This window comes from Pectinatus haikarae (assembly GCF_050916305.1).
Lineage (GTDB): Bacteria > Bacillota > Negativicutes > Selenomonadales > Selenomonadaceae > Pectinatus > Pectinatus haikarae.
This window is the reverse complement of the sequence record NZ_CP116940.1, coordinates 1,636,459-1,652,401: the sequence shown is the minus strand read 5'-3', so window position 1 is coordinate 1,652,401 and position 15,943 is coordinate 1,636,459. Positions and strand designations below refer to the sequence as shown.

Here is a 15,943-nt window from a genome sequence, read left to right as displayed (position 1 = left end):
AGGAGCTTATAAATATGAAACGCCGTGATTTTTTAAAATGGCTCAGTGCCGGTTTTGTCTTGACGGGAGCTGGATTATACACATTTGTGCCAGGCACAAGACAAACACTGACAAGTTTGTTCCGCAGAGTAAAAGCAGCAGTTTTATACCGTCTTGCCGACAAAGCTGAAGTATTCAACCTGCGGCAGATCATTACCGCCGACAGTACGGCGGCACGCACTATTATGTGGCAGTCAGAAGCTGATGAAAAGGATGCTGTGCTTGAATACAGGCTGAAAAATACATTCGATACACATGATATCAAAACAGAGAATAAAGAATTTACAGACGATAGAACGACTACTTATATCCATACAGCCTTGATCACAGATCTGCAGCCCGGAAAAATATATGAATACCGTGTCGGTTATAATGAAAAACGCAGTGACTGGCATGATTTTTCCACGGCAGGAGCAGACAGCTTCAAAGCCATGATTTTCCCCGATTCGCAGTCAAGTGATTACACCGTCTGGGGTGACACTGCGCAAGCTGCCTGGAAATCGAATCCGGACGCGCAATTTTTTATCAACATGGGTGATCTGGTCGATAACGGAGAAGACCACAATCAATGGAATGCCTGGTTCGATGCTGTCGGTGATATCATACAGACTATCCCCGCGGCGCCTATCATGGGAAATCACGAGACATACAATCTGGAATGGAAGGTGCGGATGCCCGCGGCATATTTGCAGCTGTTTTCTCTGCCCGGAGTCGCCTCACCCCAATATCAAAACCAATATTATTCCTTTGACTACGGAAATGTTCATTTCACCGTGCTTAATACTCAGATAGCAGAGCTGGCCCAATTCCAGCCCGATTTACTGGAAGATGAACTTGCCTGGCTGAAAAGTGATATGGCTGATACAAAACAAAAATGGAAAGTGATCCTCATGCATAAGGATGTTCTCCAATATGGCTTCCAAAAACGGCCTGAACCAAGGCAGGAAGGCTTTTCTGACGAAGGAAAGGTATTCATGCCCCTCTTTGATCAATATAATGTTGATGTCGTTCTTACCGGCCATTTGCATACCTATCGCAATCGCGGACACATCCGGAATTTTCGCCGTGATGGGTCAGGACCGTTATACATCATCACAGGCGTTGCCGGAGATGTCCGCTATCCGGATCTCTGGAAGCGCCACGCACTGGATCAAACAATAGCTCCGCAGCCGGAAACCGATAATTACATGATCATGACTGCCGATCAAAATACATTGACTTTCTCATCATTTTTACCGACCGGAGAAAAAATTGATACGGCTGCCGTGACAAAATACCTGCCGTTCAGGCAGGATCGTCAAAACCCGCCAAATATGTAGCTGCAAAACCGACTCCATAAGCAGTGAGAAGACCTGCCAGATATCCGGCAATATTATCCGTCGCTGCAAAAAGCGGCAGTCCTGATATACCGAGCGCAGACGCCCCGACATGATATGCCGCCTGTACGCTCCCGCCGAACGCGCCTCCTATGCACGCCGTGAAAAACGGTCTTCCCAAAGGCATCGTTACTCCGTAAATGAGCGGTTCACCCACTCCCATGATACCGACAGGAAGAGCTGCCAGTATCGTTTTTTTCAAACGCTGATTTTTTGTCTTTACGTAGACGGCACAAGCCGCCCCTACCTGTCCCGCTCCGGCCATAGCCAGTATAGGCAGCAGCACCGTGACTCCGTATTGGGACAGCAGCTGCGCGTGAATCGGTGTCAGTCCCTGATGCAGCCCGGTTATCACAAGCGGCAGAAATATTCCGCCCAATATAAAACCGGTAAACATCCCGCCCGAATCTATGGCACCTGTTACCGCCGTACCGACAGCATCGGCAGCCATTCCGCCGATCGGCTGCAAAATGAGCAGTGCCGGAAGAGCAGAAAGCAATATTACAAGAAGCGGCGTAAGAAACAAATCAAACATCTGCGGTATCAGACCATGCAGTCTTTTCTCCAGCCACGATGAAAATGCCACGACCAGCAAAACCGCTATTATGCCGCCGCGCCCGGGAGAAAGCTCCTCGCCGAACACAGTTATGCCTGCGAGCATGGGATGTGTAATGATCACTGCCATAGTTCCGCCGAGCATCGGTGACGCACCAAATTCTCTGGCGGCATTAACGCCGACAAAAATATTCATTCCCCAGAATACACTCGTTCCGGCCACCTGCAATACCTTCAGCAGCGGTTGTGCTGATAAAGCTGGATCGACCTTTAAAATAATATTAAGCAGTCCCGTTATAAGTCCGCAGGCTATAAATGCCGGTATCAACGGCAGAAAAATATTTGCTATAGTTCTTAAAAGAAGCTTGAAGGGTGTCGCATTCTTGGCTTTTACCGCCGCATGCACCTTTTCCGCTTCACCGAAGGCATCATTATTTTGTGCTTCAGACCGTTCAGCCGATTTTTCAAGCAATTTCTGCATGAGCACCGCCGCTTTCTCTGCCTTGCCCGGTCCCAGTATTATCTGCAGCTCACTGCCATTTACTGCCGTTCCCAGTACATTATCGAATGCCTTTATTTTTTCAAGGGGCAGCCCGTCAGTCGAACCGAGCAGGATTCTCAGCCGTGTCATACAATTATAAGCCTTTATTATTTTATAAGAAAACAGCAGCTCATATATCTGCTGCACTATCTGCTCCAAAAAAGCCCCTCCCTGCTTATTCATATACTGTGTTATTCTGCTGCTTTACAGACGAAATCCTGCGCACAGAACCGCCGTTGCTCCGGAGCAGCTCTTCAGCTGCCGCAAGCTCTACATGCAGCAGCTGCATCACGATAGCAGGTTTAGCTCTGCCGCCCGCCGCCGCTAAAAGAAGATCCGCTCTCTCGGCATCCACCTCAGCCGCTTCCATGACAATGCGGCGCGCTCTTTCTCTAAGCTTTGCATTTGAAGCGCGCACATCCACCATCAAATTCTGATAAACCTTGCCCAGCTTTATCATCACAGCGGTGGAAAGCATATTCAAAATAAGCTTCTGCGCCGTTCCTGCCTTCATTCGCGTGCTCCCCGTAATTACCTCCGGCCCGGTCACGGCCTCGACAGCAATTTCTGCATAGCTGCTCAGCAGGGAATCGGCGCTGCAAGTCACACTGACCGTCAGCGCACCCTGTTTTTTCGCATATCGCAAAGCCCCTGCCGCATATGGAGTCCGCCCGCTGGCAGCAAGCGCGACTACCGCGTCTTTGGCAGTAAGGCCTCTTTCTGCCAGATCGGCAGCAGCGGCTTCTTCACTGTCTTCGGCACCTTCCTGCGAAACGAACATGGCCTGCCTTCCGCCCGCTATGATTCCCTGCACCATGTCCGCCGGCACACCGTAAGTCGGCGGACATTCAGCTGCGTCCAGGACTCCCAGCCTGCCCGAAGTGCCTGCACCGGCATAAAACATTCTTCCTCCATGTTGCAGTCTTGCCGCGACTGCATCGACAGCTTTTGCAATCTGCGGCAGAACCTTTTCCACAGCTGACGGCACACTCTTGTCCTCCTCATTGATGGCGCGGCAGACATCCAACGTCTCCATATTATCTATATCAAAAGTGCGTACGTTTCTTTTTTCCGTTGTTATTTTTCTTAGATCAATCATTTTTATCCGCCCATTTTTCTTTATTAAAAATATTGTCTGCACTATTATAACATTATATGTTTTGCCTGTGTTTACAGATAATTGATTTTTTGATCTTATATGCTATAATTGTGATAAATTTAGAAATTTCAGGAATGAGGGATATTTTTGCTAGGTCGATATCTGAAAAATGTACGTGAGACAGCGCCTCTTATTCATAACATCACCAATTATGTCACAGTCAACGACTGCGCCAATATTTTACTGGCATGCGGAGCTTTACCGGTCATGGCGGATGACCAGGCGGAAGCCGAAGCCATAACTGCCATCTGCGGCGGTCTGACTATCAATATAGGTACACTTAACAGCAGGACTATTGTCTCTATGCTGCTTGCCGGCAAAAAAGCTGCCCAGCTCGGTCATCCTATAGTCCTTGATCCTGTTGGTGCGGGTGCTTCCCCGCTGCGTACGCATACAGCCGACGAGCTTATCAGTCAGCTGCCTCTTGCCGCTGTACGCGGCAACATATCGGAAATAAAGGCACTCAGCGGCAGCAGCAGCCTGACCCACGGTGTAGATGCCAATGCCTCCGACAAAGTGACCGATGATAATCTGTGGCAGCACTTCACTTTTGCCAGAAAACTGGCGAAGGCCTGGAATACTGTCATCGCTATCAGCGGTGAAACCGATATCGTCGCCGATGAAAACAAAGCTTTTGCCATTAAAAACGGCAGCGCACTGATGAGCAAAATAACAGGCAGCGGCTGTATGCTTTCCGCACTCACAACCGCATATGTCACCGCCGCGAAAAAAACAGAAACAAGCATGCTGGAAGCTGTGGCCGCGGCTTTCTGCACAATGGGCATAGCAGGAGAAAATGCTGCTGACCGCATGGGCAGCCTTGACGGCAGCGCATCCTTCCGCAATTACCTGTTAGACGCCGTCTTCAATATGACAGAAGAAGAACTTGATACAAAAGCAAAATATGAACTTGTCTCATACACAGACGATTGACTACTGGAGGAAAATATAATGATCTTTGGCAATATTGCCGGAAAAGGAAAAATAAATCTGTCCGAGGCCGCTGAAATCTGTTTTAAATATTATGAAGAAAATGATCTTGCGGCCAGAAAACCCGGCTCCTATCCCATCGATGGCAAAAATATTTTTGTCAACATAGCCGAATATGAAACCGAAACGGAAGAAGAACGTTTTTGGGAAGCACACCGCAAGTATATAGACATACATGTACTTATGAAAGGACAGGAACGTATTGATACCGCTTTTATCGAAAACATGCGGGAGAAACCATATGATGCCGACAAGGACATGCTTATTCTCGAAGGCCAGGCACAAGCCATGATAAGTATGCTAAATGCCGGCGATTTCCTTATCTGCTCCCCACAGGACGCACATAGGACGGCGGTTCACGCTGATCTGAAAAACAAAGTCAAAAAATGCATCTTCAAAATAAAAACAGACTATTGAGCTTTTCTCTGCCTGCTGCTGAAAATCCACCGTTGTATGAAATATTCTCAATAAGCCAGATTTTAAGACTTAAGCTTTTGAGACCGATTCATATAATGGTGGATTAATTTTTTTAAACGAAATAAAATTTTTCGTATTTTCAAATTATAAGAGCATTTTTGTAACAAAATATTTTATGCATTATGCTGAGTTCAGCGCAAAATACGAGAAGCCGGCTTCTCACCACAAGGTGAGAAAAATGCATAAAACAGACAAAAAGAACTTTGAAAACCTCTTCCAAAGCTATCAGGGACTTTTACGCAAAGCATCCTCACAGCACTATCTTCGTTCACTGAAAGATGAAGCCTATGCACAGGCCTCCTTAAGTTTCTGCGAAGCTGTATACAAATTTGACGAAAAAGCCGGTGTACCCTTCGCAGGCTATGTCAAAGCAAAGATACACGGTGATCTTTACACTCTTTTTAAAAGGCACCGCCGCAACTGGCTCAGAGAGATATCAGCCGACGGCAGTACCGCGGAAATTCTTTCGCCCCGCCTGTCTGCTCCTTCTCCTGAAAACAGTACCGCCGAAAAAATTTTCATAGCGCAGATGCTGCAAAAGCTCCCGCTGCGCCAGCGTCAGATAATAGAATACACTATTCTCCAAAAATACACGCAGAAGGAAACAGCAGCTATGCTGCGTATCTCTCAGCAGGCTGTCGCGGCAAATCAAAAACAGGCACTTGCCGGTCTGAAGAAAATGTTTTCAGAAGAATTTGCCAAGATATTTTTGACGTGATATACTGCCTTATATAGAGTTGGGTTCACTTGATGTATTAACATGAAAAATTTTTTGTTAAAAATGAATAAAAGGTGTGATTAGGATGAATTTAAAGAAAATATTCCCCGTTGCTTTTTCCTGCCTGCTGGCCATCGGTACACTCGGCATCGGCGGCACGACACAGGCTTCTTCGGCTCAGCCTCTTCCCGGTATAAAAGCTCTGAGCAGTGCGGCAGAAACTACACCCGCTTACAGTAAAGCAACAACAGGTGCTGTTGCCGGCGGTATTGCCGGTGCTATTATGGGGCACAACACTAAAAAAGGACATACCCAGCATATTATTACTGACGCGGCTATCGGCGCTGTTGTTGGCGGTGCCATCGGCCATAATACCTGACAGGATCTTTTGAATGCATCAAGTGAGTTTTTTTAAACCCGCTCAGTCCTGCACAAAATCGTGCAGGATTTTTTTATTTCTGACGCAAAAAAACAGCCGGTCTCCTCATAAGAGACCGGCTGTCTGTCAATAAAACCCTTTTTTTACAACTCGGTGCTTTCGACGGTTCTTACATATATACCGTCTATTTTTGCCGCGGCAACATTATCCTTCATGACAACACTATTTGTTATCATCCCGTTCATCACCGTTTCCACCTGAGCCTTGGTCACATCATCTTTCGGATCTGTCAGATTATAGGTAAGCTTTTTGCCGTCGGCAAGAGCAAATACCATCTGCAGATTTTTTGTTACAGCCATATTTTCACCTCCTCATTTATCAGCCCGCATTTTCATTCTTCTCCGAGCGTACACACATCCTGACGCATGACCATACCAACAGCATGTGACTGCAACGCACCGATAGCTGTACCGGCTGCCAGCAGACTGTCATCACTTGCGGCCGGATTGATCGAGGCAAAGCTGCGCTGTGCGTATTTTGCCTGTCCGCTTTCGGTCACACCGTTTTGCACTTTTACTATAAGACTTGTGCTCTGATCTTTTTTTATCGCTGCCATTCTTTTCCCCCTCCTTTCACTCTTATACATGCCTCAACTCGCAAAAAATACAAGTAATTTCTTTATTTTTTCCCGCCCAGCTGACCAAGCTTTCTTTTAAATTTTTCCGGTACAGGCAGCCCTGCCCTGGCAGCGTTTTCTAAAATTGACAGCCCTTCATTGCTGATGAAGAAAAAAATCACCATCTCCCGCACAACCTCCCTGCCGACCGCATAATCAACAAAATGTGCCGCTGCGACCATAAGCAGCATCAGTATTTTTTTGACTATTCCTTTAAAACCTCTGCAGCTGCTCAAACCGCAGCCCGGTGCTATGCATGCTGCAATGATTCCGCTCAGGTAATCCAGCACCATCATTATCAGCAATGCTTCCATAGCTTTGTCGGCCTGCCCTGTCATATAGGAAAAAACCATGCCTGCGGCAGACACTGCTGCATTTATCGCCACAGCTGTCCTTTCCGGTAAAAATGTTTTAAAGAAATCGGTCAGCCAAAGAGTTCTGTTTGCATCCTCCATTTTTTTCACCTCCTCAATATATATATGCTTCCAGAGTAAAAAAATACCATAACTGCTGGTAAATTTTCCTGTTTACGGCATGTATTAATGGAGACTTAATTCAGACGGCATTTTGATGCCGCCTGAATAGTAGTCGAAATTATCCAGGGACTTAGCCGCTCTTTACTCTCCGCTTGCAGAAGCTGGAATATTAGAGCGGGTTAGTCATCGGATTAATATGAAAATATAATTGAGGAGGATTGTAATCATGAAGGTATTTATTAATCCCGGCCATATGCCGGGCATCGACAGCGGTGCCATAAATCGATCGCTGCTCCTGCGGGAATGCGACATTGCATTATCCTTTGGTGAATTACTTGCAAAAAAACTGCGCAGCGCCGGCTGCTCCGTCCGTCTGCTGCAAAGCTGCAATTTATGCGGTGAAGAACCGCCCGCGCCGAACATCTGCGCCGCGGCCAATAACTGGCCGGCCGATATATTTATTTCTCTGCATTGCAACAGCTTCAACACTGCCGTCCGCGGTGCGGAAACACTCTGCTGCGCCGAAAGCAGTTCCGCCGGAACTTTAGCGCGGCTTATTCAAAAACAGCTTGCCGATACACTGCAAAAATTCGATGCATCTTTTCCAGACAGAGGTATCAAAGAACGTCCCGATCTTGCCGTACTGCGCTGTACAGAGATGCCTGCCGTACTTGTAGAAACGGCATTTATCGATAATGATAAAGATGCCGTACTGCTGATCGACCGGCAGGATGCCATTACATCAGCTATCGCACGCGGTATTACAGATTATTGGTGTCTGCTTTAAATTACTGCAAAAACAACAAACCGCGGCAGAATAAAATTATTCTGCCGCGGTTTGCCGTACATATATTCTCAATTTATAAAATATTACTCAGATCCGTTTACTTTTTATCACTGCCGCCCCAGCCATGATGACCGGCCATCATATCTTGTCTGAAGCTGTCCCAGTTTACCCCAAGACTATCGGCGACATCCTTCCAGCTGTTATTAATTTTTTTCATGCCCAGAACATCATTGATCGGCTTGGAAGAGACTTTTGCCAGCTGTGCAGCCATCATGATATCCCTTCCGTGATAGCCCTGCTGCTGCAGCGCCTGCACGGTACCCTTATCCGTGCCTGTCTGCTGTGAAACAGTGTCCGCAAACAAATCTTCATGAACCTGCCTTAATTGATCCTCGGTAACTCCTGCTTTCTTCATAACATATTGCCAGGTGGTGTCATCTGTCTTGTAGCTCAGCACTTTATCCAGCGATTTCCCGCTTGCCTTAGCTATAAAGGCTGCCTGTACAACATCACCGCGCCTGTAGCCTTTTTCCTTGTAACTGTCAAGATCGCTTTTGCTTATATTCAGTTCCTTTTCCATTTCCGGTGACAGCCAATGCTGACCCGGTCCGCCCTGATGTCCGCCCCAGCCTTCCATCATAGGCGGTCTGCCGCCGTCACCGCTGCCCCCGCAATTAGAATTATAGCTTGCCGCCTCCGTCAATGCCGGAAAAGCAGCCCCAAAAGTCATAAGAGTCCCTATAGCCAATGCACCCATTTTTTTCTTTGAAAAATTAATCATTATTATCATCCTTCCTCCATAAAATCAATCGTTCGTTTTAACAATTTTTATAATACAAAAGAAGTTTGACAAAAGTAAGTCAAAAATATAACTTATTCATGACAGTGCTTATTATTTTCAGATCAGGTCTTGAGAAGGCATATCCTCAGTGTGTATTTGCCATTTCATCAATTCCAAGATGCGCTGTTCCGTTCACCAGTTCGACCTGCCAGCTACCCTCACGGTAGTAAAGAATATTGACAGAAGTATTTTCCTGCTGTAAGGACCAAAGATGCCGCAGCGGTATACGCAGTGATGCTGCAAGCAACACATTTATAAATGCGCCATGTGTGACCGCCACTATATTCTTTCCCGCATTGGCATCGGCGATCTCACTTATTCTTGCAACAGCCCTCTTCTGCACCTGAGAGAAAGTTTCTCCATCAGGTATTTTCAGCATATCGGGGCGTGACAAAAAAACCCGCATCTCCTCGGGCCATTTCGCCAATATCTCATCATAGAGCAGTCCTTCCCACTTACCAAAATTGATTTCGCGCAGCTGCCGATCGGTCCTCACCTCACAGCTGAACTGCTTTCCTATATATGCAGCCGTATCACTGGCACGCGTCAGATCACTGGAGTATATGAGATCCACCTGCCGTTCGGGAAAATTCTCGGCCAACAGACGGGCCTGCTTTCCTCCTTTTGCCGACAGACCGATATCCGTCCAGCCATAAAACCGTTTTTGCGCATTCCATTCTGTTTGTCCATGACGGACAAGTATTATTTTTGTCACCGTTATTTTCCCCTGTATATAAGCCACAGCACCCCTCTTATTTTGCCTGTGTGATCACTTTTTCCGCTGCAACCGCCAAAGTCATCTGCTTTTTCATCGCCATTTGGACAAGGCGTCTGTGCGCTTCCTGTGCAGAAATGCCGAAACGATCCTGTATTATTGATCTGGCTCTGCCTATCGTTTTCTGATCTTGCAATATTTGTCTTGTCTGCTTTAGTTCAGATATCGTTTTCACAAATTCCTGCCAGCGGGCGTAGGCAATCTGTACAGTTGCCAAAAGATTCTGCTCAGAAATCGGTTTGATTATATAACCGTAAACATGCACATTTTCGGCTCTCTGCAAAAACCCGGCCTGACTGTTTGCCGTAACGATAACCACGGGTATCCCCATGGAGTGCATGGCACTTGCAGCTTCCAGACCATCTATGCCCGGCATGGCTATATCCATCACTGCAAGCTGCGGCTGAAACTGTCTGGCAAGATCAACCGCCGTTTTTCCGTCACCGCAGCTGCCGCAGATCACATGTCCGCTGTCCTCAAGTGCTTCTTCTATATCCGTGCGAATCATTACTTCATCCTCAGCCACCAAAATGGACAACGATTTCATCCGTATTCTCCCCCTCAGCACTGCTTAATCCCCACAGCGGAAAAGAAATATCCGCAACTACGCATTCATCCTTATTATATAAAGAAAATGATCCCTTCAACTGCTCACAAACAAAAAGCCTTACCAGATAAAGCCCCAGACTTTCTCTTCTGCCCGCCGGCACAGCCGGAACAGCCGTAAGCAGTTTGCCGCTGTTCCGGACCTTTATATGTGCCAGATCACCATTTTTGCCCAAACATATATTTATCTGGGCAGCTTTCTCCTGTCCGCAGAAACCATGCTTTACCGCATTTGATATAAGTTCATTAAGCACCAAAGCCACCGGCACGGCCTGTCTGGCATGTATAAAAACCTCCGGTCCGTCGACAGTGCCGCGCATTGTATTTTGCGGCAAAGTGCTGCTCTCAATAATTTTCTCCATAATATATGCCGCGAGCTCTCGCAGATTCACCAGATCCCGCGATTGATAGGTGAATACTTCATACACCTTGGCTATAGCTAATATCCTGTTGATACAGCTCAGAAATTCCTCTCTGACCCCTTTTTCCTTCGTGCGCCGTATCTGCATATGCAGCAGCGAAATAACATTTTGCAGCGTATTTTTTACTCGGTGATTTATCTCAGCTATCATTATGCTTTGCATATCAAGCTGTTTTTCCTTGCGGCGGAGCTCCGTAATATCCTGTATGGATACTACACAGCCGCTCAGATCACTGTGCGCCACCAAAGGATGCGCCCGCAGCAGAAAACTCGCGGCCGCGTATTGAAAATTCTGCGGTGTCTTGAGCGCAGTCACCATATCCTGCAGAGAGGCATATTTTAAAAACTCCCGCAGATTTTCTCCCATCACTTCTTTTTTCTGCCAGAGATTTTCCCCCAGAGTCATAGCCTGCTTATTCGCATACGTTATCTGCCCCAGCGGATCAAGTACAAAAATACCGCTGCCGAGCCATTCATCCCAGCCGCAGCCTGTTGTCGTGAGCGACATCAGCGTCTGACTCAAATGATCGGCGGTCTGAGTCAAAAACAACACTTGCTTTTGCTGGCGCAGCTCACGCGAAATATCTTTTTCCATGATGAGCACACCTATATTTTTCCCAGCCCTGTTTTTTATCGGCGTTACGGTCTGGGAAATAGGCACACCCTCCTGGCTCACGCCTCTTGTGTCAACTACACGCGCATCCGCAAAAAGAGCCTGATAAACAGCCGGCTCATGTCCGGCAGTAGCTATCTCCCCCACTACGCTCTTGCGATAAAGAGATTTTTTCTTATTTTCACATGCCCACGCCAGAACAATGCTGTCGTTTCCCGAAGATAAAGGCGCATCTATAAAAAGATCCGTATCCACCAGAGCAGCCCACAGGGGAAGCTGTCCCTCCACCTGTTCCAGCTGTTCTATGTCTTTATCTGTCAAGCCGGTAAATTGCAGGCAAAGCCCGCGCAGCCTGCTGTTCATATAATCACCTGTCCAAAAATATAGAGCCTGAGCAAAATACACTTATTGCTCAGGCCCCATTGCCGAATTGAAATATAAATTATATGATAAACGATTTTCCGAAAAAATACAAGCCTCAGCATTTTGGTTTCATATTATGCAAAAATCCTGTTCACCTGTTTCTGCATGCAGAATGAAGCCCTGCCGCCCGATGCAGCCTGAGCCAGAGCATGTCATCCAGTTCATGCGTGAGCATAGAATGCAGCAGCATCGCATCCTTTAAATGCTTCCGCACAGTACCGAGTCCCCAAAGTACAGGAAAACTCATACCGTTTTCCATGACAATACAGACCTGTCCGTCCTTCTGCTCCAGATGATTTATATAGATAAAATTAAAATAACTGACAGTAGCATCGCCGTTTATCTTGGCCGCTCTGGTGCGCAGAGGAATAAGCACCAGCTCCCAGCTGAAGCCCAGCGGCAACCACAGCTGCTGATAGGTAAATCCCCGTGCCCAGGTTCGCAGCAGATGCACATCCTTGCAGCGCCTTGAACCTATCTTTGTTAAAATAGTATTTGGCTTGAAAGAATATGTGAATTCCCGCCCTGCAGCATCAATAACAACCGTCCTGTCGCCATAAGAAGTATAACGCGGTAAAATGGCTGCGATATCCCTATCCCGGATAATTTCCATATTATTACCAACTTTCTCTAAATTCAGCTGATAATATCAACATAGTATCCAGTTGCCACATATCCACAATAGTACAGAAAAATCCAATATTATCATGCTATAGCTCATATTATAACATGATAATATTTTTCAGTAAACAAAATAATCTGACTTTTACAAAACCCGGCATCTTTCCTCTGCCGGGTCTTTTTATTTTATATATTATTCGCGCACAAGCTGCAGCAGATATTTTCCGTATTCACTCTTACACAAGGGCTGTGCGAGCCTGAGCACCTGTTCCGCGCTGATATACCCCATGCGATAGGCTATCTCTTCCGGACAGGCTATTTTTAAACCCTGACGCACCTGAACAGTCTGCACAAAATTAGCCGCCTGTAAAAGCGAATCATGAGTACCTGTATCAAGCCATGCGTAACCGCGCCTCATTTTTTCCACGCGCAGCTTTCTGTCAGTCAAATATATTTTATTGATATCCGTTATTTCCAGTTCACCGCGTTTTGAAGGCTTGATTTGTTTCGCTATATCGACGATCCGATTATCGTAAAAATAAAGCCCCGTAACGGCATAATTTGATCTTGGTTGTGCGGGCTTTTCCTCCAGACTGACGGCATTTCCCTCCGCGTCAAATTCGACCACTCCATAACGTTCCGGATCGCTCACATAGTAAGCAAAAACTGTTGCCCCGTCCTCATATGCGATCGCTCTCTGCAGCAGCGCAGCAAAATCCGCTCCATAAAATATATTATCGCCGAGTACCAACACACAGCCGTCACTGCCGATAAAATCCTCACCGATGATAAATGCCTGCGCCAATCCGTCAGGACTGGGCTGCACAGCAAAAGAAATGTTTATCCCCCATTGACTGCCGTCACCGAGCACAATCCGGAAAAGCTCATTATCATGCGGCGTGGTGATAATAAGAATATCCTTTATCCCCGCCAGCATCAGCGTACTCAATGGATAGTAAATCATCAGCTTGTCGTATATGGGCATCAGCTGCTTGCTGATTGCTCCTGTCAACGGATAAAGCCTTGTCCCCGAGCCGCCCGCTAAAATTATTCCTTTTTTCAAACTTTACAATTACTCCTTTCAACTCTATTACATTTATTCAATATGTCCCCTTAACTTAAAACTATCTATATTTATTACTAAAAATACTCCACCAATCATAATAACGCTCCACATAGCAAAAAATCGATATATTAATGTTATTTCACTTGCTAATGTATAATCTAGCCCTTGATAAACTAGTAATCCTATTAACCCACCTTCCAATATGCCAATACTACCAGGCATTAGTGAAAGTCCCCCACCAATGGAAGATATAGTCAAAATAAAGACACATAATGAAAAATCAAAATTCACATTGAATGCCCTTAACACATTATAAAATACAAAACATTCCATTAACCAATAAAAAATACTGATACATATCCCAATTAATATCATTTTTAATCCAAGAATTTTCACTGCACTATTATAAAAATTTTCAACATATTGTATTCTTTTATTTATAAATTTTATTTTACCAATTGATTCAAAAATATAATTAGCAAACTGTTGACATTTAAAAAATGTAATTGCAGTTCCAGCCACTAAAACAACCATACTCAAAATATAATAACTATAAACATCATCTTTTCCCAATATGATTATAGACAATAAAAAAAGGCAAAAACATCCTAACACACCTGTTAATCTTTCTCCTATAATTGTTGGTGCTGTAAAACAAAAATCTATCTTATATTTTTCTTTTAAAATATAAGATTTTAAGACCTCCCCCACTTTCCCTGGGGTAATTCCCATTGATAATCCAGACAAAAATATAGGGATATTTTTTTTTAATGGTATATGTATATTTAACTCCATTAAAAATATATCCCATTTCAAAAAACGACCACTATAAATAAGTATGGTAAAAAATGTTGCTAATAAAAAATATTTTTTATTAGATGTTTCAAAAACTCTTATCAATTCTTTTACATTACCTAAAAATATAATAATTGTAAAAACTATTAAACTTAATAGCAAACCTAGTATAACTTTTTTCTGTAAATCGCTAATATTAAAAGAATCCATTTTAAACACCACTTATAATAAAAGCTAAACCTGCACCTAAGAGGATACCACCTATAATTTCTAACCAAGAATGCCCCATTTTTTCCCTCAACAAAATATTTGTTTTAATTTCATTTATTTTTTGCAAAGAATTCAATATTTTTGCCTGCTGTCCCACTTTACGTCTCAAATCATGTGCATCAATAATTAAGACCAATAAAACGCCTAAGCCCAAAGAAAACAAAGATGTATCAAATCCTTCATTGAATCCACATAAGAAAACTACCGACGAAATAATTGTTGTATGAGTGCTAGGAAATCCACCATAACCAACTAAAGTGCGTGCCTTCTTACCAAATTGTAAATAATTAATACAAAATTTGCATGTTCCCGAAACAAACCATGCCAAAAAAGGCATAATAATATATCTCACCTTAAATTCCTGCCTTCTCTTTTTGATAATACTTATATGCTTGATATAACATATCCACATCAGAATACTGTGGTCCCCATTCCAGCTCCTTTTTTGCATTTTCTATATCAACAATATAATTTTCATCAGCAATTTCATATTGCTCTTTATAAAGCAATTCTATCCTGAACCGACTCAAAACAGCCAAACACTTCTTTATAAAAAAGCCATTCGTCTTTATGAGTACAGATTTTGAATGTACATTTTGTATTAAATCTTTTAACAGTCCATACACTGTTGGTGGATTATCAGAGCCAAGATTATATTCTTTGTTAGGTATTTCTTTATCAATACATTTTATAACGGCTGTCACACAATCAAATACAGAAATCATTTGGTAACAATTTTTACCAGAACCTATCATAGGCACTGGTAAATTTAACTCTATCAATTTAAATAATTTTTTTAATACCCCTAAACGTCCTGGACCCAAAATCATTCTCGGCCGAAAGATAGTTATATTAAAACCCAGCTCTCGATATTCGCGGCACAGATCTTCAGAAGCCTTTTTACTTTCCCCATAGGGTCCAAATGGTACTTGTGGATGATTTACTGTTACGGGTAAAAACTGAGGTCTTCCATAAGTCATATCTGTACTGAAGTAAATCAATTTATGACATTTTTTACTTCTCATTGCGTTTAGTACATTTTCCGTACCTTTATAATTTACATCCCAAAAGAATTGTTTTCTTCCTTCACGCGGCACCTTTGAATGATATTGATTAGCCGCTAAATGAATAACTATATCATCTTCACCAAAAGGTATCTTGGCAACTTCATCCTTTTTAGTTATATCTATTTTACAAAAATCACAATTATCATAGGTAGATACTAATGTATTTTTAATATCACAGACTAATATTTTACTATCAGATGACAATTTTTCCACCAGATAATGTCCTAAAAATCCGGCTCCACCCAAAATAATATATTTACTCATAGTTTCTC

20 protein-coding genes are annotated in these 15,943 nt (G+C 44.1%); 6 read left to right on the top strand and 14 right to left on the bottom strand.

Annotated elements, in window-relative coordinates:
• Positions 1–14: 14 nt before the first annotated feature.
• Positions 15–1,358, top strand: coding sequence for a purple acid phosphatase family protein (locus NXG61_RS08100; protein WP_307222460.1), 1,344 nt, complete (start codon positions 15–17; stop codon positions 1,356–1,358).
• On the opposite strand, the gene NXG61_RS08095 is transcribed toward NXG61_RS08100, so the two are convergent.
• Both NXG61_RS08095 and murQ read right to left on the bottom strand, forming a co-directional pair.
• The gene (locus tag NXG61_RS08095) at positions 1,324–2,670 is read right to left on the bottom strand and encodes a PTS transporter subunit EIIC (protein WP_231038472.1); all 1,347 of its coding nucleotides are present in this window, start codon (positions 2,668–2,670) and stop codon (positions 1,324–1,326) included. The two genes, NXG61_RS08100 and NXG61_RS08095, sit on opposite strands and share 35 nt — an antisense overlap.
• 16 nt (positions 2,671–2,686) lie before the next feature.
• Positions 2,687–3,610 carry an N-acetylmuramic acid 6-phosphate etherase gene (murQ, locus tag NXG61_RS08090; RefSeq protein WP_196603738.1) on the bottom strand — a complete coding sequence of 308 codons (924 nt, stop codon included), beginning with the start codon at positions 3,608–3,610 and terminating at the stop codon, positions 2,687–2,689.
• A gap of 147 nt (positions 3,611–3,757) precedes the next feature.
• Between murQ and thiM the strand changes: the two genes are divergently transcribed.
• From thiM to NXG61_RS08070, 4 genes are all read left to right on the top strand, one after another.
• The gene (gene thiM / locus NXG61_RS08085; RefSeq protein ID WP_307222463.1) at positions 3,758–4,603 is read left to right on the top strand and encodes a hydroxyethylthiazole kinase; all 846 of its coding nucleotides are present in this window, start codon (positions 3,758–3,760) and stop codon (positions 4,601–4,603) included.
• Between the two features lie 18 nt (positions 4,604–4,621).
• Complete coding sequence (locus tag NXG61_RS08080) at positions 4,622–5,077, top strand: YhcH/YjgK/YiaL family protein (RefSeq protein WP_196603736.1); 456 nt, start codon at positions 4,622–4,624, stop codon at positions 5,075–5,077.
• Between the two features lie 238 nt (positions 5,078–5,315).
• Positions 5,316–5,855 carry a sigma-70 family RNA polymerase sigma factor gene (locus NXG61_RS08075; protein WP_196603735.1) on the top strand — a complete coding sequence of 180 codons (540 nt, stop codon included), beginning with the start codon at positions 5,316–5,318 and terminating at the stop codon, positions 5,853–5,855.
• An 85-nt stretch (positions 5,856–5,940) separates the two neighbouring features.
• Positions 5,941–6,234 carry a hypothetical protein gene (locus NXG61_RS08070; protein WP_196603734.1) on the top strand — a complete coding sequence of 98 codons (294 nt, stop codon included), beginning with the start codon at positions 5,941–5,943 and terminating at the stop codon, positions 6,232–6,234.
• Between the two features lie 143 nt (positions 6,235–6,377).
• Here NXG61_RS08070 and NXG61_RS08065 read toward each other — a convergent pair whose 3' ends face one another.
• The 3 genes from NXG61_RS08065 to NXG61_RS08055 all read right to left on the bottom strand — a co-directional run bounded on the left by NXG61_RS08065 (position 6,378) and on the right by NXG61_RS08055 (position 7,365).
• Positions 6,378–6,593 (bottom strand): DUF2922 domain-containing protein, encoded by a 216-nt coding sequence (locus NXG61_RS08065; RefSeq protein ID WP_196603733.1) that lies wholly within the window; start codon positions 6,591–6,593, stop codon positions 6,378–6,380.
• Positions 6,594–6,625: 32 nt separating this feature from the next.
• Entirely contained in the window at positions 6,626–6,850 is a 225-nt protein-coding gene (locus tag NXG61_RS08060) for a DUF1659 domain-containing protein (RefSeq protein WP_307222466.1), read from the bottom strand.
• 62 nt (positions 6,851–6,912) lie between these two features.
• Positions 6,913–7,365, bottom strand: a complete 453-nt coding sequence (locus NXG61_RS08055) for a phage holin family protein (RefSeq protein ID WP_196603731.1) — start codon at positions 7,363–7,365, stop codon at positions 6,913–6,915.
• A gap of 247 nt (positions 7,366–7,612) precedes the next feature.
• Between NXG61_RS08055 and NXG61_RS08050 the strand changes: the two genes are divergently transcribed.
• Positions 7,613–8,173 carry an N-acetylmuramoyl-L-alanine amidase family protein gene (locus tag NXG61_RS08050; protein ID WP_307222468.1) on the top strand — a complete coding sequence of 187 codons (561 nt, stop codon included), beginning with the start codon at positions 7,613–7,615 and terminating at the stop codon, positions 8,171–8,173.
• Positions 8,174–8,270: 97 nt separating this feature from the next.
• Here the strand turns inward: NXG61_RS08050 and NXG61_RS08045 are convergent, their stop codons facing one another.
• From NXG61_RS08045 to NXG61_RS08005, 9 genes are all read right to left on the bottom strand, one after another.
• Positions 8,271–8,954 (bottom strand): hypothetical protein, encoded by a 684-nt coding sequence (locus NXG61_RS08045; RefSeq protein ID WP_307222470.1) that lies wholly within the window; start codon positions 8,952–8,954, stop codon positions 8,271–8,273.
• A gap of 145 nt (positions 8,955–9,099) precedes the next feature.
• Positions 9,100–9,756 carry an alpha-ribazole phosphatase gene (gene cobC, locus NXG61_RS08040; protein ID WP_307222472.1) on the bottom strand — a complete coding sequence of 219 codons (657 nt, stop codon included), beginning with the start codon at positions 9,754–9,756 and terminating at the stop codon, positions 9,100–9,102.
• A 10-nt stretch (positions 9,757–9,766) separates the two neighbouring features.
• Positions 9,767–10,336: an ANTAR domain-containing response regulator gene (locus NXG61_RS08035; protein WP_196603728.1), complete on the bottom strand. Its 570-nt coding sequence runs from the start codon at positions 10,334–10,336 to the stop codon at positions 9,767–9,769.
• Positions 10,308–11,792: a PAS domain-containing sensor histidine kinase gene (locus tag NXG61_RS08030; protein ID WP_307222475.1), complete on the bottom strand. Its 1,485-nt coding sequence runs from the start codon at positions 11,790–11,792 to the stop codon at positions 10,308–10,310. Before NXG61_RS08030 ends, NXG61_RS08035 begins: the two co-directional genes overlap by 29 nt.
• A 151-nt stretch (positions 11,793–11,943) precedes the next feature.
• Entirely contained in the window at positions 11,944–12,465 is a 522-nt protein-coding gene (locus tag NXG61_RS08025) for a hypothetical protein (RefSeq protein WP_307222477.1), read from the bottom strand.
• Between the two features lie 201 nt (positions 12,466–12,666).
• On the bottom strand, positions 12,667–13,536 hold the full coding sequence (gene rfbA, locus NXG61_RS08020; protein ID WP_307222479.1) for a glucose-1-phosphate thymidylyltransferase RfbA: 870 nt from the start codon (positions 13,534–13,536) through the stop codon (positions 12,667–12,669).
• A gap of 33 nt (positions 13,537–13,569) precedes the next feature.
• A complete protein-coding gene (locus NXG61_RS08015; RefSeq protein ID WP_307222481.1) occupies positions 13,570–14,544 on the bottom strand; it encodes a lysylphosphatidylglycerol synthase transmembrane domain-containing protein in 975 nt (324 codons plus the stop codon).
• 1 nt (position 14,545) lies between these two features.
• Positions 14,546–14,956, bottom strand: a complete 411-nt coding sequence (locus NXG61_RS08010; protein ID WP_432748903.1) for a divergent PAP2 family protein — start codon at positions 14,954–14,956, stop codon at positions 14,546–14,548.
• 1 nt (position 14,957) lies between these two features.
• The gene (locus NXG61_RS08005) at positions 14,958–15,935 is read right to left on the bottom strand and encodes an NAD-dependent epimerase/dehydratase family protein (protein WP_307222483.1); all 978 of its coding nucleotides are present in this window, start codon (positions 15,933–15,935) and stop codon (positions 14,958–14,960) included.
• Between the last annotated feature and the right edge of the window lie 8 nt (positions 15,936–15,943).